The organism is Flavobacterium sp. MDT1-60 (assembly GCF_014844035.1).
GTDB lineage: Bacteria > Bacteroidota > Bacteroidia > Flavobacteriales > Flavobacteriaceae > Flavobacterium.
This window is the reverse complement of sequence record NZ_CP062159.1, coordinates 1,787,603-1,808,007: the sequence shown is the minus strand read 5'-3', so window position 1 is coordinate 1,808,007 and position 20,405 is coordinate 1,787,603. Positions and strand designations below refer to the sequence as shown.

The window sequence follows — 20,405 nt, the reverse complement described above, 5'->3', positions numbered from 1 at the left end:
AAAGCTGGATTAGCTCCTGAACAAAAAATACCACTTTATGATTGCCTTATACGCTGCTGCTGAAACTACACACCATTTGAAACCATTAATTAGTGATTTGGGATTAATCCTTATCACTGCCGGAATTGCTGTTTTAATTTTTAAAAAAATGAAGCAGCCTTTGGTTTTAGGGTATTTGATTGCTGGTTTTTTAGCAGGAAATCATTTTGATTTTTTCCCATCAATTACTGAAATGAAAAGTGTGGAAGTTTGGGCCGAGATTGGTGTGATCATTTTGTTGTTTAGTTTGGGACTCGAATTTAGCTTTAAAAAATTAATGAAGGTCGGCGGTACGGCTTCTATTACCGCTATTACCCAAATTATTACCATGGTCATTATTGGTTATCTCGTCGGACAATGGATGGGATGGGCCTCTATGGATAGTATTTTTCTTGGCGTTATTTTATCTATTTCATCAACAACAATTATTCTAAAAACCTTTGATGAATTGGGTGTTAAGGCACAAAAGTTTGCCGGAATTGTTATCGGATCGCTTATTGTTCAGGATATTGTGGCCATTTTAATGATGGTTTTACTTTCTACTATTGCAGTAAGTCAGCAATTTTCCGGAAGCGAACTGATGATGTCTGTATTAAAACTGGTTTTCTTTTTAACCGTTTGGTTTTTAGGCGGAATCTTTTTTATCCCGACATTGCTAAAAAAAACAAAGCACTTGTTAACGGATGAGATGTTGCTGATTATTTCGTTAGCCTTATGTTTAATGATGGTTAGTTTTGCTTCGAATGTTGGCTTTTCGCCGGCTTTAGGCGCTTTCATCATGGGATCTATTATTGCTGAAACCACACAAGCAGAACATATTGAGCATTTAATAAAACCTGTAAAAGATTTATTTGGGGCGATTTTCTTCGTATCGGTTGGAATGTTAATAGATCCTAAAATGTTATATACACATGCGCTTCCCGTTGCTATTTTAACACTTGTTACTATTGTTGGTCAATCTGTAAGTTCTACAATTGGAGCTTTACTTGCCGGACAGCCTCTGAAGCAATCCGTACAAACCGGAATGAGTTTGTCTCAAATTGGGGAATTCTCGTTTATCATTGCCACGTTAGGAATGACTTTAAATGTTACGAGTTCATTTTTATATCCGGTTGTGGTAGCAGTTTCTGCTATAACAACATTTACCACGCCTTTTATGGTAAAATATGCCGTTCCTTTTTCAAATTTTCTGGAGCACAAATTACCTCGAAAATGGGTAAAAAATATTAACCGTTATAGCGTCAATGCACAAGCCATAAAATCGGTTAGTATCTGGCAGAAAGTTCTAAATGCTTATATTATACAAATCGTTTTACATACAATTATAATTGCTGCTGTCATTTTATTATCATCAAAATTTGTAGCACCTTTAGTGGCTGACACCAGATTTGGAAATACATTAGCAGCACTGATAACATTGGTTATTATTGCTCCTTTTCTGTGGGCTCTTTCACTCCGACGCATAGCCGATGAAGAAGTAGAATTACTTTGGGAAGAGCGTAAATACCGTGGAGCACTGTTGATGATGATTTTGATCAGGATGAGTTTAGGATTGTTTTTTATTGGTTTCTTACTGAATATTTTCTTTTCACCATTGGTTGCTTTTGTTGCCCTGATAATCGCGATTGCGGTTTACCAAATATTCCCTAAAAAACTAAATGAACAATATCATAGAATTGAAAGTCATTTTTTAAAGAACCTAAACGATCGTGAAAACAAAAAAATAGACAGACGTTACGCCAACTTAATGCCCTGGGACGGTCACATGTCGTTTTTTGATATTGGAAAAGAATCTAATCTGGCTGGAAAAACATTGGAAGAACTGCGTATTCGTGAGCAAATGGGAATTAATATCGCGTATATAAAACGAGGTGATGTTATGATTTCTATCCCAACTAAAAATGAACGTTTATTCCCTGGTGATGAAGTATGTGTAATTGGTACGGATGCACAAGTAACTGAGTTTGCAAAATATTTAAATCACAACGAACTTGAAGCGCCGGCATCAGTTGAAGAATCTCAAATTGTATTGCGTCAGCTTGAAGTTTCTCAAGAGGAGTTTATTGATAAAAGCATCGGTCAGTTTAGAGGAAAAACGGGTGGAATGGTTGTTGGAATTGAAAGAAACGGAAATCGAATCTTAAACCCGGAATCGAATATCGTGTTAGGAAAAAATGATATTATCTGGGTAGTCGGAGACAAAAAAAGAATGAGTGAGTTGATGAAGAGAACTTAGTAAAAGTTCTAAGATTCTGAGATACTAAGGTCCTAAGGTTTTACCTCTTTAAGAAATCTTAGAATCTCAGAACCTTAGTATCTTAGAACCTTACTTGTTGGGTTGCGGTGTCATACGCAAATACGGTTTTATTGGCGTATGCCCTTTTGGGAATTTCGCCGGAATATCACTATCCGGAACCGCTGGTGTAATTACTACATCTTCACCATCTTTCCAATTTGCAGGAGTTGCTACGCTGTAATTTGCAGTTAATTGCAAACTATCAATAACGCGAAGCAATTCGTCAAAATTTCTTCCTGTTGATGCCGGGTACGTTAAAGTCAGTTTGATTTTTTTATCGGCACCAATTACAAAAACAGAACGCACTGTAAATTTATCACTTGCATTTGGATGCAGCATATCATATAATGTTGCTATTTTTTTATCTTCATCTGCAATTATCGGGAAATTTACGGTTGTATTTTGAGTTTCATTAATATCTTTAATCCATTCTTTGTGTGACTCTAAACCATCTACACTCAAAGCTATAACCTTTGTATTTCTCTTTGTAAATTCAGGAAGATAATTGGCTACTGTTCCCAGTTCTGTTGTACAAACGGGAGTGAAATCTGATGGATGCGAAAATAAAACACCCCATGAATCTCCTAACCATTCATGAAAATTGATTGGTCCTTCAGTGGTTTCTGCATAAAAATCCGGAGCTATATCGCCTAATCTTAATGTTGACATAATTATATTTTTTTAGTTCCTCTAAAATTACTAAAAAATATAATTAAAAAAACTAAACTCTACTTTTTCTATCAATTTTATTCTAACCCACTAAAACAGCTCAAAACATATTATATGAAGCCAACAATAAAGTACCAAATAGCAAGGGTAATAAAAGATATCGGGATTCCGAAACCAATCATCATACTGCTTAATTTTGGTTTTAAACCATAAGTTGAGGCTAAAATCGCACCGGTGATCATCGGTGCCATTGCTATTTCTATAATCGTTATTTTAATCGCTTCAGAATGCTGATTGAAAATAAAAACATATAAAACCATAATAATAAAAGGCGTGACGACAAGTCTGAAGAAAAGCCCTAATCGTAAAAATCGCCAATGCTGGCTTTTTCGATCAAAATTTAATTGCAATCCGACAGAAAATAAAGCCAATGGCGTAACCAAAGTACCCACTTTCAATAAAACAGATTGAACATTTAAGTCTAAATCATATTGAAAAACATTTAAAGAGCAGGCCACTACAAACGTAATAAAAGGCGGAAAGAAAAGTACTTTTTTAATAATACTCCACGCATCCGGACTTCCTTTAGAATAAAATGCGGCAACAAAAACACCCAAAGTTGAAACGACAACAAAAGTACCCGGTTGATCCACCAAAATAGCCGTTTCTAAGCCTTTTTTTCCAAATAAAGCTTCCACTATAGGGTAACCCAAAAAAGAGGAGTTACTTAATCCGGCTGTTAGAACCAGACAACCAATGAGTTTATTAGACCAACCTAATCGTCGCCCTAAAAAATGAAAGAAAATAAAAGCCAGGAAAAAACTAATCCAGCCTGCTCCTATTGGAAACAACAAATCATTGTTCCATTTTATTTTCGGAATGTGGTATAAAGTGATAGCGGGTAAGCATACGTAAATGACAATTTTATTAATGCTTTTATAAATATGGGTTGGAAACCGCTTTACATTTTGCAAAAGCAATCCTAAAAACAAAAAGAAGAATATCTGAATAAAGTTGTTCATAGCGTAGGTTCAGGACAAAAATAAGGATTTATAATTTAGTAATTAGTGCTTAGTCATTAGTAAATAGTCTTAGTTATTATGAATAAGTAATTGTCTGATTCTTTTGAAAACTTAATGAAATGATCTTTAAAGAAACTCACTAGGCTAAGTACTAAGAACTAATTACCAAGAACTAAAAAAAAGTTAAAATTATTTTTTGCATTATAAAACTCATTATATTTGTAACATATTTTATTACAGTATGCTTTCAGGTAAATTTGCCATAACGATTCACATTCTTACTTTACTCACTAAATATCCAAATGATTATTTATCATCTGAATATATTGCAGGAAGTATTAACCTGAACCCTGTTTTGGTGCGAAAAGAAATTGCCAATTTAAAAGCACATCATATTGTAGAAAGTAAAGAAGGTAAAAATGGCGGAACAAAATTAGCCGTAGATCCATCAAATCTTACTTTGAAAGAAATATTTGAAATGACTTTTGAAACTATTAATCTGGGATATGCCAAAAATCAGCCCAATCCGGATTGTCCTGTTGGAAAAAAAATCAATCAAAATTTAACCGCTTTATATGCGGATATGAATCAAAAAATTAGTTTGCAATTGAATGACATCTCCTTAGAAGATTTTTCGAATCAATTCTAAACTTTTTTTTACATAAAACTGTAACATTTTTTATTACTAATTAAAATTATATACTATGAAAATCGCACTTATTGGAGCAACAGGATTTGTTGGCTCAGCCATCTTAAATGAATTAACAAGCAGAAATCATGAAATTACAGCCATTGCAAGAACGCCAAAAGAAACAGCAAATGTGAATTGGGTAGCAGCTGATATTTTTAACTCAGATGAATTAGCCGCAATTCTAAAAGGAAATGATTTAGTGATCAGTGCGTATAATTCAGGGTGGTCCAACCCAAATATTTACGACGATTTTATCGCTGGTTCAAAATCTGTTCAGAGCGCCGTAAAAAAATCAGGTGTAAATCGTTTTATCGTTATTGGCGGAGGCGGAAGTTTATTTGTAGCTCCAGGTCTACAAGCTGTAGATACACCGGATTTCCCAAAAGAATATTATGTTGCTGCGACTGCTGCACGTGATTACCTTAACATCATAAAAGAAGAGAAAGATTTAGATTGGGCATTTTTCAGTCCAGCCTTCGAAATGCACCAGGGTATCACAACCGGAAGAACTGGAAAATACCGTTTAGGTTTAGAAAACCCTGTATTCAATGATGAACAAAGAAGCATTCTTTCTGTAGAAGATTTGGCTGTTGTAATTGCTGATGAAGCCGAAAACGCAAAACACCACCAAGTTCGTTTTACTGCAGCTTATTAAACACGAATTTCACTAATTAACACTAATTGTAAACTTCCAAAATATTTTAATTCGTGTAAATTAGTGTTCTATCCTAAAACAGTTTCAAAGAAAATCCTTTTTTGAAACTGTTTTTGTTTTCTGTACTTTTACAATACCAAAAAAAGTATTTTGTCAAGTCCAAATAAACAATCAAGCAGTTTACAAGAAAAAGCTGGAATTTCACCTCCTGAAATTATCAATGTATCGGCTATCAGTCAAATTCAGAAAAACAGGCGAAAACAACCTTCTTCAGAAGAATTAATAGCCGGAATTCTGAATGGAAACAGAACTGCTTTGAGCCGTGCCATTACTTTGGCCGAAAGTACCAATCCCGAACATGCTGAAAAAGCAAATGAAGTTATTAAAGGATGTTTGCCACATGCCAATAAATCAATCCGAATTGGAATTACTGGCGTTCCCGGCGTTGGAAAGAGTACTTTTATTGAAGCTTTTGGAACTTTTCTAACACAGCTTGGCAAAAAGGTGGCTGTATTGGCGGTTGATCCGAGTAGTTCACTTTCACATGGGAGTATTTTAGGCGACAAAACCCGTATGGAAGAACTGGTAAAAGACGAAAATGCTTTTATCAGACCAAGTGCTTCCGGAGATACTTTAGGCGGCGTAGCAAGAAAAACACGTGAATCGATTATTTTGTGTGAAGCGGCTGGTTATGACACCATCATTATTGAAACGGTAGGCGTCGGTCAAAGTGAAACCGCCGTTCATAGCATGGTAGATTTTTTCTTATTACTAAAAATTTCCGGTGCGGGAGATGAACTTCAGGGCATCAAACGCGGCATCATGGAAATGGCTGATGCCATCGTCATCAACAAAGCTGATGGTGACAATATCAAAAAAGCAAATCAGGCAAAACTGGAATTCAATAAAGCTTTGCATTTATTTCCTCCAAAAAAATCAAACTGGCAACCAAAAGTTACGACTTGCAGTGCTATCACCAAAGAAGGCATTTCAGAGATTTGGAACACTATTTCTGATTATGTTGAAATGACAAATCAAACTGGTTTCTTTTCTGAAAAGCGAAAAGAACAGAATCATTTTTGGATGATGGAAACCATCAACGAACAATTGAAACTCAACTTCTATAATGAGCCTGAAATTATTTCGCTATTAGAACAAAACAAAAAAGCAGTGCAAAATGATGAAATTTCACCTTTTGCAGCTGCTCAGCTTTTATTAAAACTTTATTTTAACAAAGGTTCAAAGTAGCAAGGTTCAAAGGGACAGAGTAAAACCTTTGTCGCTTTGAACCTTTGCTACTTTGGTCCTATTTAGTTCCTCTTAACTTGTATTTGTTTTCCTTGTACAAATTTCCAGCTGTAATTACATGTGCCAAAGCGTCTTTGGCTAATTCTTCATTTAATTTCACTGGAATTAAAGTTGTGTCATTTTTGATTTCAAACTGCAATGGTTTCAAATTAGGCTGCATAATTACAACCTGATTTTCTACTCTGAATGCATTGATATCATTAAACTGCATAATTGATCTTCCTTGCGTTTTGGCATCTAACTTATTTAAATTTCTACCAACCATTGGGGTTTCAAACGGAATTCCTAAATAACCTAATAAGGTTGGCGGAATATCTATCTGGCTTGCCAAATTACTGTAAACAGTACCTTTCTTCACTCCTGGCCCCATAATTAAAGCAGGAATATGGAATTTATTAATTGGTACTAAGTTTTTACCGTATGTTCTAGTGTTATGATCTGCGATAACAATGAAAATTGTGTTTTTAAAATACGCTTCTTTTTTAGCCATTTCGAAGAATTTCCCAATAGAAAAATCGGCGTATTTCATCGCATTATTTACAGTTGCAGGTGTCTTATCAAAAGGCTTGATTCTTCCTGCCGGATATTCAAAAGGTTCGTGATTTGAAGTCGAAAACATTAAAGAAAAGAAAGGTTTATCTCCCTTTGTCTTAAAATAATTATTTGCTTTGGTCACCAAATCTTCATCTGAATAACCCCAGGTTCCTTTGAAAGCGTATTTGTTTCCATCTGATTCAAAATCTTCCTGATCGACAATATCCTGAAAACCATTTCCGTTGAAAAATGAAGCCATGTTATCAAAATTGGCCATTCCGCCATAAATAAAGCTGGTGTCATACCCTTTTTGTCTCAAGGCATCAGCAAGTGTAAAAAATCCTTGTTGAGAATTTCCTAATTTCACTACACTTTCAGAAGGCGATGGTAAAAATCCGGTCACAACCGCTTCAATTCCACGTACGCTTCGTGTTCCGGTACAATATAAATTGGTAAACAATAAACCTTCTTTTGATAATTTATCAAATTCTGGCGTCAATGGTTTTCCACCTAAAATTCCAACATATTCTGCACCTAAACTTTCTTGTAGAAAAATAACCAAATTATAAGGCTTCTTATTAACAGAGTCTGGTTGTTGCACATGTAGAAACGGAATTTCCACATCTGTAAAATCATTTGGACCGGCAATCATGTATTTTTTTACACGCGCAATAGCTTCGGCTTCGTCCATTTTACCGTACATCTTGGTGTTTCCTTCATTTTTGATAGAATACGCTGCAAAAGCTACGGTATAAAACGAATTTAACCCTAAAGTATTTGTTAGTTGATCTGTAGAGAAAACAGCATTACTGGCATTAATTGGACGTTTTGAAGTAAGACTTGAACGCGCTCCAAAAAACAATAAAAAAGCGACTAACGGAAAAATCAGCAATTTGAATTTATAATCTGCAAGTGATGTATAAAAATATTTTTTTCCTTTTTTGAAGGCAAAATAGATAACAGCTCCCAAAATCAGGAAAGTAACAATAATCGAAGTCAGATAACTTTTTAAAAGCATTCCGACAACTTCCTTAGGATAAATAAGATAATCTAAGAAAATTTTATTCGGTCGCGTGTCGTATTGTTTCACAAAATCCGGAGAAGCCAATTCTACAAACAGAATCAGAAACAAGAATAAGAAACTATAAATTACGAGAAATTTATTGGTGAACTTCAGCCATTTATTCGGCAGAAAAGTAATTAAAACAGCCGGTAGAAAAGACAAATAACATAGTAAAATCAAATCCATTCGAAGACCGATTGGAAAAATGTACCAGAAATTTGGTGTTTCGACAACTCTATCTTTAAAAAGAAAAAATAAAAATATTCGACTTAAAGTAGTAATTAGCAATCCGATTGCTATAAAATTAAAAATGGGTTTTAAAAAACTTAATTTTTTCATTATAAAGATTTAGAACGTAAAAAAATAACTTCAAAATTAAGTAAAGACGCATCGGGTCTCTACTCTTCGTAACGATTTATTTCTCTGTCATAAAATTCATTTGCTTTTTCGATCAGGCCTTCCATTTCAGCATTTAATTCAGCTTCATCAAGATCTTCTGCTTCTTCTAAAAATTCAACCTCATCATCTTTTAAATTGATAATAAATCTTGGGTAATCAAGGTGAACGATGAAAATATCATCCGGAAAATCAGTATTGTCTCCAAGTAAAAATTTAGGTAATTCCATTTTATTATTGTTTTATATGCTTCAAATTTAACTATTTGAAACTGAATTATTGATTAATTTTTTGGTTAAGTAATGAAAACGAATGTACAGAAATATGGCTGCAGAAGTTAATCCTGCCAAAAGCCCAATCCATACTCCCTCTGCTTTCCACGAAGTATATTCTGCTAAATAATAAGAAATCGGAAAACCAATTACCCAATAAGCAACAAAAGTAATATACATTGGCACTTTTACATCCTGCAAACCGCGAAGTGCTCCTAAAACCACAACCTGTATTCCATCAGAAATTTGAAAAATAGCCGCTATCAAAAGTAATTTTGATGCAATACTGATTACTTCATTATTGTCCAGAAGCTGTCCTCCATTTTCCATATTCAAAAAGATATAGGGTAAGTAATTATGGAAGGCAACAAATAGTATAGCAAAAATGGTTTCGAGTATAATCGCCAATAAAAAAATTGAACGCGCAACAACCACCAATTTTTTAAAATCCTGCAAACCTCTTTGATTACTTACTCTAATCATTGAAGTTACACTTAATCCCATGGCAAACATAAAAGTCATCGATGCCAGACTCAGTGCAATTTGATTGGCTGCCTGACTGGTTTTTCCAATATTTCCACAAAGCCATATAGAGGCTGTAAACAACACTACTTCAAAAAGCATTTGCATTGCAGAAGGAAAACCAATGTTTATTATTTTTTTTATGGTTTCTTTTTTAATTTCCTGAAAACTAAAATCCTTAAAAAAGCGCTTTAAATCATTTCTTCTTGACAGCATTATGTGCATGAACATCACTAAAAATATCCTTGAAATTACAGTACCAAGAGCTGCTCCGATAATTCCCATTTTTGGAAAAATCCAAATACCATAAATCAGCATGTAATTGATACCGACATGCAGCACATTTGCCATAATCATGGCGTACATCGAATATTTTGTCATCGACATTCCGTCAGCAAATTGTTTGTATCCCTGATACATAATTAGCGGAATTAATGAAAAAGCAACCCAATCAAGATAAGGTTTTGCCAATGCAATTACATCAGCCGGTTGATGTAGTAATTCCATTATTGGCTTTGCCAAAACAATTACGCCAAAAAGCATTAACCCTAAAATGGTACATAAAAATAACCCATGATGAAAAGCAGAACGAACTTTAGTATCATTTTTCTCGGCATCACCTTCGGCCACAATTGGAGTAATAGCTGTAGAGAAACCAATTCCTAAAGACATTGCTATAAAAATCATACTGTTTCCTAGGGAAACCGCAGCAAGTTCAGTACTACCTAACTTCCCTACCATTATATTGTCAACTATACCTATTAAAGTATGCCCTACCATTCCTAAAATTACAGGATATGCTAGCTTTAAATTATATGAAAACTCCTTTGTATACTGTGCTAAGTTCAATTCTATTCTTTTTAAGTGGGCAAAGATAATCAGAAGCTTTTGGATTCTGTAGTATTATTAAAAAAGATAAGCCAATATTAAAAATTCCAATCCCAAAGCCTCGGGACAAATTCCAAATTCCAAAACAGAAAACAAAGCCAGTTTTGAAATTATATAACAATTTCAGAAAATTATATAACGATCCCAAAACACCCCGCTACTACTTTTACAACATTAATAATTCAAAAAAAATTGTCCTTATGATCTCAAGAAATCTGAAATTTATCTGCCTAGCTGCTATAGCTTTTTTATCTGCCAACACGACTTTCGCTCAAGACACTGCAACTGCAAATACGGAAAGTGAAATTAAAAATTACGATCAGGGTTTTAGATTGGGATTTGGTTTAAACGGAGGTTTACCAACTGACAATGCTTACGATTGGTCTCTTGGCGGAGATGTTCGTTTACAATACGATTTGTCTAAAAGAACATCGTTGACATTGACTACAGGTTTTACAAACCTATTTATGGGAAAAGACGACAATGGAGTTGATCAAAAAGATCTTGGATTTATTCCTGCAAAAGCAGGTTTTAAAGCCTTCATTTGGGAAGATCAATTTTATGTTTTAGGTGAAGTTGGTGCGGGTTTTGCCGTGACAAACGGATATGACGACACCACTTTTTTATGGGCGCCAGGAATTGGGTACGCCAACAAATATATTGATATCAGTGTCCGTTACGAGGACTATAATAAATTCAAAACCAATCAGGTGGCTTTACGTCTTGCCTACGGATTTAATTTATAAAAATACGTTCATTTATTCTTTTGTTTTTGGTATGAACCCGACAGATCCTCATAGTCTGTCGGGTTTTGTTATTTTAAACAAATCGAACTCTCACAAAATATTAAACCCGACAGGCTTCAAAACCTGTCGGGTTTAATATTGCAAAAAAATTATCTAATTTTCTAATTGACACATTTTCTAATTATCTAATTAACCACCCAATTCCTTTTTATACATTTCAATATTAGCTTTAATCTTATCATCCAACTCCGGTTCTTTAATATCAGTATGTTTTTGCATTTCTTCCCAGATAATTTTAGCTACAATATAACGCGCCATTTCCTTATCATCGGCAGGAATCACGTACCATGGCGCATAATCTGTTGAAGTTTTATTAATTGCTTCTTCATAATATTTTTGATATTCATCCCAATGCTCGCGTTCCTTTAGATCGCCAGGAGAAAATTTCCAATTGTGTTTTCCTTCTTCTAAACGGCGCAGTAAACGTTGTCTCTGCTCTTCTTTGCTCAAATGCAGAAAAAACTTCATTACGATTGTTCCGTTTTCAGCGATATGCTTTTCGAAATTATTAATTTGATCAATTCTTTTTTTCCAGAATTTTGGCGTAATATCTTTAACCGAATTTATTCCAGGCAAATTCTCTCCCAAAATATATTCCGGATGCACGCGTGTTACCAAAACATTCTCATAATGCGTCCGGTTAAAAATGGCAAACTTTCCTTTTTCGGGCAATGCAATATAATGTCTCCATAAATAATCATGTTCTAATTCCGTCGAATTGGGTGTTTTAAAACTGTGTACCACAACGCCACGCGGATTAAATTCCTTGAAAACTTCACGAATCAAACTATCTTTTCCTGAGGTATCCATTCCTTGCAGGCAAATCAAAACACCATATTTATTATGCGAATACATCACATCCTGCAAATCGCTTAGTTTCGCCTGAACTTTGTCGAGTTTTTTTTCCTTTGTCTCTTCATCCGCATCAATATCGAGCAAAGTCGAAATCTTGGCTAGCTTTATTTTATCTGTAACTTTAAAATCATTCGGATCAATTGACTTCATATTTTCATTTTTTATAATATAAATATACTAATTTTACGAAGCATATTCCTGCTATTCATTGCAATACTTTTTCAATAAATTGTTTTTTTACAAGCCACAACAAGAGCTTCCTCCGGTCGCTTTGTTCTGTCAGTAAAAAATACAATTTCTCCTCAAAGTATTTTCATTGCTATCAGGGCTAGACACTCTTTTTCAAAACAACATTCATGGAAAAATTTACATTAGAAATATTATTTCAAATTATCGGAATCGGATCAGCTTCAGGATTATTCTTCAATAACAATTCCCTTTATATCATAGGTGACAACAGCGGATTTTTATACGAATACAATATGCAAAATCAGCAATTAAGTCATCATCCTTTAATTGATAATCCGTCACAAAACATTCCCAAAAACATAAAACCCGATTTCGAATCGATCACGCATCACAACGATACTTTATATGTCTTTGGTTCCGGCTCTACCATCAACCGAAACAAAATGATTGCCTTCGATCTTAAGTCGAAAACCATTTTACAGAAAAATGATTTAGTCGATTTATATGCCTTAATGCAAAGTTTCGGCGAAATAAAACCGGAAGATTTCAATTTGGAAGGTGCCATTTTCGACGGCGAAAACTGGTACTTATTCAACCGCGGTAACGGAATATCCAACAAAAACACTATTTTCACCATTCATGCCAAAAGTCTGGGTGAAGAATTTGCTTTGGTGGCAACCAATTATAAACTACCAAAAATAAAAGGAGTTCGTTCCAGTTTCACCGATGCCATATTAGTCGAAGATAAAATCTATTTTTTATCAACTGCCGAAGACACCAAATCAACCTATGATGATGGTGACATCTTAGGAAGTTTCATTGGAAGAATCGATCTTAAAACCATGAAAATCGATTTCACACAAAAAATAACTTCAACCAATAAGTTTGAAGGTTTGACTTTTTACAAAAAAGAAAACAACAAAATTGAGTTTTTACTTTGCGAGGATAATGATACGGAGCTTTTGGAAACTAAGATTTTTAAGTTGAGTTTGCCGGTTAAGTAAAAAAACTTCTATGAAAAAAATAATTCTTTCATTAACAATAATTTTCATACTATTGACTGCTAGTTATCTATTTTATGATTTAAAAATAAACAACATAAATAAAAATAACTCTAAAACTATAAATACAGAAGATTTAAGTCCAAATACAACAAGATATTACAAACCTTTATCCCCAAAAGATCTAGATCCAAAATCATTTATCACACTTTTTACTGAGAAATATAACAAAGATTCAAAACTGAATTTTGTGACATTGAGTGGAGAATTTCCTGAAAATTGGGTCAAACCAAATGATATTCAATATTTAATTTCAATTATGTATTCTGGACAAAAATGTTGCGGATACATGAATACCTTCTCCTCAACTATTTCAAGTGAAAATGGCGAAGTTGGAGGTTTTGCCATAATTTTTTTAAATTCTTATATTTCTCAGACAAAAATAAATTTAGGATTAAATTGTAATCCCAAAACAGATCCAGCTTCAATTAAAAAAATTGAAGCATGGTATCAAAAACAAATGAAATAACTCATTTTATGTCATTCCGAGGAACGAGGAATCTCCACAAGTAGCTCGACAAAGATTGGCGATTTTGATTGAGGAGTTTCTCTCGGAGATTCCTCATTCCTCGGAATGACACGACGCTAAAAACATTTGTAATTCTACACCGTTGATAAAGTAGAGACGCCCAGCTGTACGCCTCTACAGAATACCTCTTTTCAGAAAAAAACGTATCTTTAAAAAAATAAACGCCCATTTCTAAACTTTTTTTCCTCGCCTTCCCAACCTTTTTATCTTTTAAGCTCTCTTTAGTATAAAGACAACAACTGTGATAAACGAAACCATTATTTCCAACTGCAAAAAAATGCAACGTGATGCCCAGCGTCAGGTGTATGAGCATATGGCTCCAAAATTGTATCGCGTTTGCAAACGATACTTAAAGAAGGAAGAAGAAATAGAAGAAGCTATGGCCGACGCTTTCTATACCATTTTCACAAAACTGGATCAGTTAAAAGAAATTTTGGCTTTTGAGGCGTGGGCGCGAAAAATAACCGTCAATAACTGTTTGGCAACCATCAAGAAGAACACCAATTTCAATATGTATCTTGATGATGTCAAATTGCTGTCACAACCTTTTACAGAAGAAATCAATTCTCTGGAAGAAGAAGATTTACTCAATTTACTAAACCATATTCCGGATGGCTGCAAAACTGTTTTTAACCTTTTTGTTATTGAAGGTTTTGGGCACAAAGAAATTGCAGCAATGCTGAACATTTCTGAAGGTACCTCAAAATCACAGTTGAACGCAGCCAAAACCAAGCTGAAGGAATTAGTAAACAAATTGTATTATCAAAAAGCAAAGTAGTCATGGACAATCAAGATAAAATATTCGATAAATTTAAAGAAGCCGCCCACAACTCGGAACAAAAAAACTTTCCGGGAATGGACAAAGTCTGGGCGCGCGTTGAAGATAAACTCGATAAAAAAGAAGACAAAAAAGCAATTTCATTATGGAAAAAAATCGCCATTGCAGCTTCTCTTTTATTGCTAATTTCTTTAGGGACACAATTTTTTAAATCAGATCAAAACACTACAATTCCAGCTTCAGAAGTGGTAGTAAATGAAACAGAAAAAGAAGTAATTCAGAATTCAGAAATTAAAAAGGATGGGGTTGCTGTCGAAGATTCAAAACTAGTTCCGAAATCAGAAGCGGTCAAAATTTTAGACAAACAAATAAAAGAACAGCATACTACAGTTGCCAGCAACGAAGCTATTATAATTACAGAAGCGGTTGGTACAGGAACTGTTTATGCACCAGTTTATGAAGAAGTAAGCGCACCAATTTCAGAATCTGTTAATTCGGGTTTCGTAAATGACGAAGAAGATTCAGTTGCAAAAGACAAAGTTGCTGATTTTGGCTATTCAAAAAAAGTAGAAAGAGAAGCTTTTGCAGCAAAAGCAGCCGGGCAACAAGCTGAACAAGCTAAAAAAACCATTCCTTTGGTTATCTTAAACGGAAAAGCAATGTCTCATAGCAACGATGCAAAAAGAGATGAAATGATGCAGTCCGAACTACCAAACTTACAACCCGAAAACGTAGAATCGTTAGTAGTTCTAGACGAGCCTTTATATATTATTGATGGCGTTTATTATTCGGAAAATGATTTATTCGGAGATAATCCTACGAGTCCATATGCGCCTTTAAACAAACAGGAAATCAAAACCATTACTATTCTGCAGGATATGGAAGCTGTTGCAAAATATGGCGAAAAAGGCAAAAAGGAGTTGTCATTATAACTACCAAAAACGGAAAACCTGCCGATAAAAAATAATCTTATTTAGAAATCTTTGTCAGAGTTCGAAACTTTGACAAAGATTTATTCCAACATCAATCTCAAAAATAACTTTCATGAAAAATGTAAAAATTCTTTCATTGGGCATCGCTATGCTTATTTGTTTGGCAACGAATGCACAAGAAAAAACAAGTTCTGACACAATTTCTAAAGAAACTAAATCTACCGGAATAATAATCTGTGCTCCGTCGAGATCTGTTATTAATGAACCTTTGTATATTTTGGATGGAGTTATAATAAATTCTAAACAGTTTTCTATAGTCAATCCAAATGACATTCAGGAGATAAAAGTTCTAAAAGATCCGCAAGCTACTTTGTCTTATGGAAATCAAGGCAGAAACGGAGTTATTATTATTACAACAAAAAAGAAGAACAATCAAAACAATACTGAAGAATAAAATTGATTTTAGAGCATAATTCATCTGTATTATTAACCAATATTTATTTACATTTGGATTCCTTTTGAAAAATCATTCAAAAGTCATTCTAGTACAAATCAATTTCAAACAAAATTTCATGAATCCTATTTTAAATCAGAATTTATTTCTTGTAAAAGAACACGTTGGAATGTTTAAAGCCGCTAACAATTATGATATTTATAATCCGGAAAGCAATCAAATTATAATGAATTGCCGCGAAAACAATCTGGGATTTTTCACCAAAATATTGCGTTTCAGCGATTACAAACGAATGACGCCTTTTGATGTTGAAATCACAACTGCATCTGGTGAAAAAATAATTGCTGTAAAGCGTGGTATCGCAATTTTCCGTTCTACTGTTGAAATTTTTGATGAGAAAGATCGCCTGGTTGGAACCTTCAAACAAAAATTCTTTTCTATTGGAGGAAAATTTGAGATTTTAGATAAAAATGAAAAACCAGTTGCTACTTTGCAAGGAAAATGGACAGGTTGGGATTTTAAATTCAGCCATGAAAATAAACAACTTGCTCAGGTAAGTAAAAAATGGGCAGGAATGGGCAAAGAGTTTTTTACAAGTGCGGATAATTATGTATTGCAAATTGAAGAAACTGTAGCGCAGGACAGTCCGCTTAGACAATTAATTTTGGCTGCTGTAATGTGTATCGATATGGTTCTGAAAGAATAAAAAAGTTGTTAAACTTAGATTAAGAAAACATTTAAAGCATTATTTTAGGAAGCAAAAACTGTATTTTTGTCTAACTAAAATAATGCTTTCTGCATTTTTAAAAATACTATCATGACAGACTTAAAAAATAAAAATGCCCTAATTACAGGAGCCGGAAAAGGAATTGGAAAAGCGATTGCAATTGCTTTAGCCAAAGAAGGCGTAAACGTGATTTTAGTTTCAAGAACTCAAACTGACATCGACCAATTGGCAGATGAAGCATCTAATTTAGGCGTAAAGGCTTTGGCCCTGGCTGCGGATGTTTCAGATATGAATTCTATCAATAATGCTGTAGAAAAAGCATTGGCTAAATTTAAAACAATAGATATTTTAATAAATAATGCCGGAATTGCTTCTTTTGGAAAATTCATGGAATTAGAACCGGCTGCCTGGGAAAAAATTATTCAGGTGAATTTAATGGGAACCTATTATACCACCCGCGCCGTTATTCCAAATATGATCGAAAGACAAACCGGAGATATCATCAATATTTCATCTACTGCCGGATTGAACGGAAATGCATTAACAAGTGCCTACAGCGCCTCAAAATTTGCAGTTTTAGGATTAACCGATTCTTTAATGCAGGAAATGAGAAAACACAATATTCGCGTTTCGGCATTGACACCGAGTACTGTAGCAACAGATTTGGCTATAGATCTAAATTTAACAGATGGTAATCCTGAAAAAGTAATGCAGTCTGAAGATGTTGCAGAATTATTGATTGCACAGCTTAAATTAAACCGAAGAGTCTTCATCAAAAACAGCAGCATTTGGTCTACTAATCCTTAAATTTAAATTCCAATCTTTAAAATCCCAAATTCCAAGTGTAGTTGAAATTGGAATTTGAACCCGAGCGCTAGCGAACAGGCGAAGCAATTTAATTTTTTGAATTTTAAAAAAAAATGATGGAACAATATTTAAGACAATTAATTGCAATAGAATTCACAGATAAAAAGGAAATTTTTACTGGATTTCTTATTGACTACTCTGATGACTGGATTTTACTCAGAAACAATCCCGTTGATTATATTCTGGATGGTTTTGTAATTCTGAAAAACAAAAACATCGAAGCAATTCACAGAGATCAGGACCTTGCCTTTACAGAAAAAGTGATCCGATTAAAAGGGTTGAAAACAAGCGCGGAAGATATTATCCCGATTAAAGATTTATCTACGATTGCAAATTTCTTAACCAATAAATATGGCATTTTTCAGATTTCTAAGAAATCAGCTAAATCAGCTTACTTAGGCAAATTGCTTGAGCTGAATGATGAAGAACTAACCATTGATTTCTTAGATACAAGAGGTCAGTTTGGAGGTGAATTAAGTTTCAATCCTGAAAAAATAAGAGTAATTGAATTTGACACGGATTATATTAATTCTTTGAAGTTGGTACTGGAGCAAGACATAAAATAAGGATGAATAAAATTATTTATTTTACTATCGTTTCTTTTTTAGTATTTTCCTGTGATACAAAAAACAAGAATAAAGTTGCAACATCTTCTAATGTAAAAATCAATGATTCTTCGAAAAGCGAAACAAAATCTACTCAACTCGAAAAAATGAACCGAATTTTAATTGGTCCTAAAATAGAAGGAGATTTTGATGGCGATAAAAAAAATGAATTTGCAATTATTACTCAGACAAAACAAGGGGAAGGGAATCCTGTTGAAGACGGAACTCCGGATGAATACACAATCTCATTTAGTAATAAAAAATTAAAGCCAATCATTATTGGATGTTGTGAAGCTCAATTAATAAATGAAGGCGATTTAAATCATGACGGAAAAGAAGATTTTTCCGTTTGTCAGGCTCCAATGAATGGTTCTGTATATGAAATGACAACCTATTCACTTCAAAATTCAAATTGGAAGCAAATCGTAGAAACCTATTTGATTCCAACGGCACATAAAGAATTAGATAATGAAGATCTGCAAAAGAGAGTCTTTCTTGAAAACGATATACTTTATATCCTCAAGGAAGATCCAAATGATGAAAATTATAGATTGATTAAGAAAAAAATTGAATTAAATTAAAAGCAGAAAAGCCCTTTTATAAAAGGGCTTTTCTGCTTTTTTGTCAACTTAAGAAATATAAAATATTTTACATTTCACATGTATCATTTATTATTTTAAGCTTCCGCCAGTTTGTTTAAAAACTCTAAACGAACACTTCCGTCTTCATCGATTTTTGTCAAATTAATTTCCTGCAAAGTATTAATTAATTCCGGATTCCATGGTGTTTTTACTTTAACGTAGTTTTCAGTAAAACCATGAATGTATCCCTCTTTGTTTTCACTTTCAAAAAGAACCGTTCTATTAGTTCCTAATTGGCTTTCGTAAAAAGCACGACGTTTTTTAACAGATAAACCTCGAAGCATTTTGCTTCGTTTTGCACGCACATTTGCAGGAATAACGCCTGTCATATTAGCTGCTTCTGTATTATCTCTTTCAGAATAAGTAAATACATGTAAATACGAAATATCCATTTCATTTAAGAAATGATACGTTTCTAAAAAGTGCTCATCTGTTTCTCCAGGAAAACCAACAATAACATCAACACCAATACAAGCGTGTGGCATTACTTCACGAATCTTGTTAACACGTTCTGTATAAACTTCACGTAAATAACGACGTTTCATTAGCTTTAAAATATCATTACTTCCGGATTGTAACGGAATATGAAAATGTGGTACAAAAGTGCGGCTTTTAGAAACGAACTCAATTGTTTCATTTTTCAATAAATTAGGTTCGATTGATGAAATTCGTAAACGTTCAATTCCCTCAACCTTGTCTAAAGCCTGAACCAAATCAAGAAAAGTATGCTCGTGTTTTTTATTTCCGAATTCCCCTTTTCCATAATCTCCAATATTTACTCCGGTCAAAACAATTTCTTTAATGTTTTGAGTCGAAATTTCTTTAGCATTTTGCAAGACATTTTCAAGAGCATCACTTCGTGAAATTCCTCTAGCTAATGGAATTGTACAATATGTACATTTATAATCACAACCGTCCTGAACTTTCAGGAAAGCACGTGTTCTGTCTCCAATAGAATAACTTCCAACATAAAAATCGGCTTCAGCAATTTCGCAGGAGTGTACTTCACCCATATCGTTTTTGCTTAAGTCATGAATATAATCGGTAATTTTAAATTTCTCTGTAGCACCCAGAACCAAATCAACACCATCAACTGCTGCTAATTCTTCTGGTTTCAATTGTGCATAGCATCCCACAGCAGCAACAAAAGCCTTTTCATTCAATTTCATTGCTTTTTTCACAACCTGCTTAAATTGCTTATCAGCATTCTCTGTAACCGAACAGGTATTGATAACATAAATGTCTGCAACTTCTTCAAAATCGACACGATCAAAACCTTCATCATTGAAGTTTCTGGCGATTGTAGAAGTCTCTGAAAAATTCAGTTTGCAACCAAGCGTATAAAAAGCAACTTTTTTTCTATTTTCCATAGGAATAAACTACGTTTTAAGTAGTAAGATATTATATTTACATAACTCTTTTGAAGAGTTTGCAAATTTACGTACAATATTCTTTAAAATAAAATCAATAATATACTATATATCAATATTTTGCACGAAACATGTATTTTGATTTAGCCTAAAAAACAGTAATCCAAACGAAGTATATTTAAGAAATAAGATAATTTTAGAAATACAAATAATATTTTCAATAAGAATAAAATGAC

At 33.7% G+C, this 20,405-nt stretch carries 21 protein-coding genes; 14 read left to right on the top strand and 7 right to left on the bottom strand.

The features are described 5' to 3' along the window. Positions 1–37: 37 nt before the first annotated feature. Positions 38–2,275 (top strand): cation:proton antiporter, encoded by a 2,238-nt coding sequence (locus tag IHE43_RS07805; RefSeq protein WP_192187404.1) that lies wholly within the window; start codon positions 38–40, stop codon positions 2,273–2,275. 90 nt (positions 2,276–2,365) lie between these two features. Here the strand turns inward: IHE43_RS07805 and IHE43_RS07800 are convergent, their stop codons facing one another. Together IHE43_RS07800 and IHE43_RS07795 are read right to left on the bottom strand one after the other, a co-directional pair. Continuing rightward, on the bottom strand, positions 2,366–3,004 hold the full coding sequence (locus IHE43_RS07800; RefSeq protein ID WP_192187403.1) for a peroxiredoxin: 639 nt from the start codon (positions 3,002–3,004) through the stop codon (positions 2,366–2,368). A 110-nt stretch (positions 3,005–3,114) separates the two neighbouring features. After that, the gene (locus IHE43_RS07795) at positions 3,115–4,026 is read right to left on the bottom strand and encodes an AEC family transporter (RefSeq protein ID WP_192187402.1); all 912 of its coding nucleotides are present in this window, start codon (positions 4,024–4,026) and stop codon (positions 3,115–3,117) included. Positions 4,027–4,267: 241 nt separating this feature from the next. On the opposite strand from IHE43_RS07795, the gene IHE43_RS07790 reads away from it, so the two are divergent. The 3 genes from IHE43_RS07790 (at position 4,268) to meaB (ending at position 6,620) form a co-directional block, all read left to right on the top strand. Next, entirely contained in the window at positions 4,268–4,675 is a 408-nt protein-coding gene (locus IHE43_RS07790) for an Rrf2 family transcriptional regulator (protein ID WP_192187401.1), read from the top strand. Between the two features lie 55 nt (positions 4,676–4,730). After that, positions 4,731–5,372, top strand: a complete 642-nt coding sequence (locus IHE43_RS07785) for an NAD(P)-dependent oxidoreductase (RefSeq protein ID WP_192187400.1) — start codon at positions 4,731–4,733, stop codon at positions 5,370–5,372. Between the two features lie 150 nt (positions 5,373–5,522). Further along, the gene (gene meaB, locus IHE43_RS07780; protein WP_192187399.1) at positions 5,523–6,620 is read left to right on the top strand and encodes a methylmalonyl Co-A mutase-associated GTPase MeaB; all 1,098 of its coding nucleotides are present in this window, start codon (positions 5,523–5,525) and stop codon (positions 6,618–6,620) included. Positions 6,621–6,678: 58 nt separating this feature from the next. Here meaB and IHE43_RS07775 read toward each other — a convergent pair whose 3' ends face one another. The 3 genes from IHE43_RS07775 to IHE43_RS07765 are packed head-to-tail and all read right to left on the bottom strand — an operon-like array spanning position 6,679 to position 10,316. Next, entirely contained in the window at positions 6,679–8,616 is a 1,938-nt protein-coding gene (locus tag IHE43_RS07775; protein WP_192187398.1) for an LTA synthase family protein, read from the bottom strand. Between the two features lie 59 nt (positions 8,617–8,675). Next, positions 8,676–8,903: a hypothetical protein gene (locus IHE43_RS07770; RefSeq protein ID WP_056196313.1), complete on the bottom strand. Its 228-nt coding sequence runs from the start codon at positions 8,901–8,903 to the stop codon at positions 8,676–8,678. A gap of 27 nt (positions 8,904–8,930) precedes the next feature. Further along, complete coding sequence (locus IHE43_RS07765; protein ID WP_192187397.1) at positions 8,931–10,316, bottom strand: MATE family efflux transporter; 1,386 nt, start codon at positions 10,314–10,316, stop codon at positions 8,931–8,933. A 239-nt stretch (positions 10,317–10,555) separates the two neighbouring features. Here IHE43_RS07765 and IHE43_RS07760 point away from each other — a divergent pair, with 239 nt between their 5' ends. Then, positions 10,556–11,101 carry a hypothetical protein gene (locus IHE43_RS07760; RefSeq protein WP_192187396.1) on the top strand — a complete coding sequence of 182 codons (546 nt, stop codon included), beginning with the start codon at positions 10,556–10,558 and terminating at the stop codon, positions 11,099–11,101. A gap of 189 nt (positions 11,102–11,290) precedes the next feature. Here the strand turns inward: IHE43_RS07760 and IHE43_RS07755 are convergent, their stop codons facing one another. After that, positions 11,291–12,166: a PPK2 family polyphosphate kinase gene (locus IHE43_RS07755; RefSeq protein ID WP_192187395.1), complete on the bottom strand. Its 876-nt coding sequence runs from the start codon at positions 12,164–12,166 to the stop codon at positions 11,291–11,293. Positions 12,167–12,372: 206 nt separating this feature from the next. Between IHE43_RS07755 and IHE43_RS07750 the strand changes: the two genes are divergently transcribed. The 9 genes from IHE43_RS07750 to IHE43_RS07710 all read left to right on the top strand — a co-directional run bounded on the left by IHE43_RS07750 (position 12,373) and on the right by IHE43_RS07710 (position 18,739). After that, positions 12,373–13,209 (top strand): hypothetical protein, encoded by an 837-nt coding sequence (locus tag IHE43_RS07750; RefSeq protein ID WP_192187394.1) that lies wholly within the window; start codon positions 12,373–12,375, stop codon positions 13,207–13,209. A 10-nt stretch (positions 13,210–13,219) separates the two neighbouring features. After that, a complete protein-coding gene (locus IHE43_RS07745) occupies positions 13,220–13,735 on the top strand; it encodes a hypothetical protein (protein WP_192187393.1) in 516 nt (171 codons plus the stop codon). 337 nt (positions 13,736–14,072) lie between these two features. Continuing rightward, positions 14,073–14,573 (top strand): RNA polymerase sigma factor, encoded by a 501-nt coding sequence (locus tag IHE43_RS07740; protein WP_192187392.1) that lies wholly within the window; start codon positions 14,073–14,075, stop codon positions 14,571–14,573. 2 nt (positions 14,574–14,575) lie between these two features. Continuing rightward, the gene (locus IHE43_RS07735; RefSeq protein ID WP_225585438.1) at positions 14,576–15,505 is read left to right on the top strand and encodes a hypothetical protein; all 930 of its coding nucleotides are present in this window, start codon (positions 14,576–14,578) and stop codon (positions 15,503–15,505) included. A gap of 112 nt (positions 15,506–15,617) precedes the next feature. Next, positions 15,618–15,959 carry a TonB-dependent receptor plug domain-containing protein gene (locus tag IHE43_RS07730; RefSeq protein WP_192187391.1) on the top strand — a complete coding sequence of 114 codons (342 nt, stop codon included), beginning with the start codon at positions 15,618–15,620 and terminating at the stop codon, positions 15,957–15,959. A gap of 118 nt (positions 15,960–16,077) precedes the next feature. Further along, positions 16,078–16,665 carry a phospholipid scramblase-related protein gene (locus tag IHE43_RS07725; protein WP_192187390.1) on the top strand — a complete coding sequence of 196 codons (588 nt, stop codon included), beginning with the start codon at positions 16,078–16,080 and terminating at the stop codon, positions 16,663–16,665. Positions 16,666–16,776: 111 nt separating this feature from the next. Continuing rightward, complete coding sequence (locus IHE43_RS07720) at positions 16,777–17,493, top strand: 3-ketoacyl-ACP reductase (protein WP_192187389.1); 717 nt, start codon at positions 16,777–16,779, stop codon at positions 17,491–17,493. A 116-nt stretch (positions 17,494–17,609) separates the two neighbouring features. Further along, entirely contained in the window at positions 17,610–18,119 is a 510-nt protein-coding gene (locus tag IHE43_RS07715) for a hypothetical protein (protein WP_192188179.1), read from the top strand. Positions 18,120–18,121: 2 nt separating this feature from the next. After that, complete coding sequence (locus tag IHE43_RS07710; protein WP_192187388.1) at positions 18,122–18,739, top strand: hypothetical protein; 618 nt, start codon at positions 18,122–18,124, stop codon at positions 18,737–18,739. 95 nt (positions 18,740–18,834) lie between these two features. On the opposite strand, the gene mtaB is transcribed toward IHE43_RS07710, so the two are convergent. Then, on the bottom strand, positions 18,835–20,169 hold the full coding sequence (gene mtaB / locus IHE43_RS07705) for a tRNA (N(6)-L-threonylcarbamoyladenosine(37)-C(2))-methylthiotransferase MtaB (protein WP_192187387.1): 1,335 nt from the start codon (positions 20,167–20,169) through the stop codon (positions 18,835–18,837). Between the last annotated feature and the right edge of the window lie 236 nt (positions 20,170–20,405).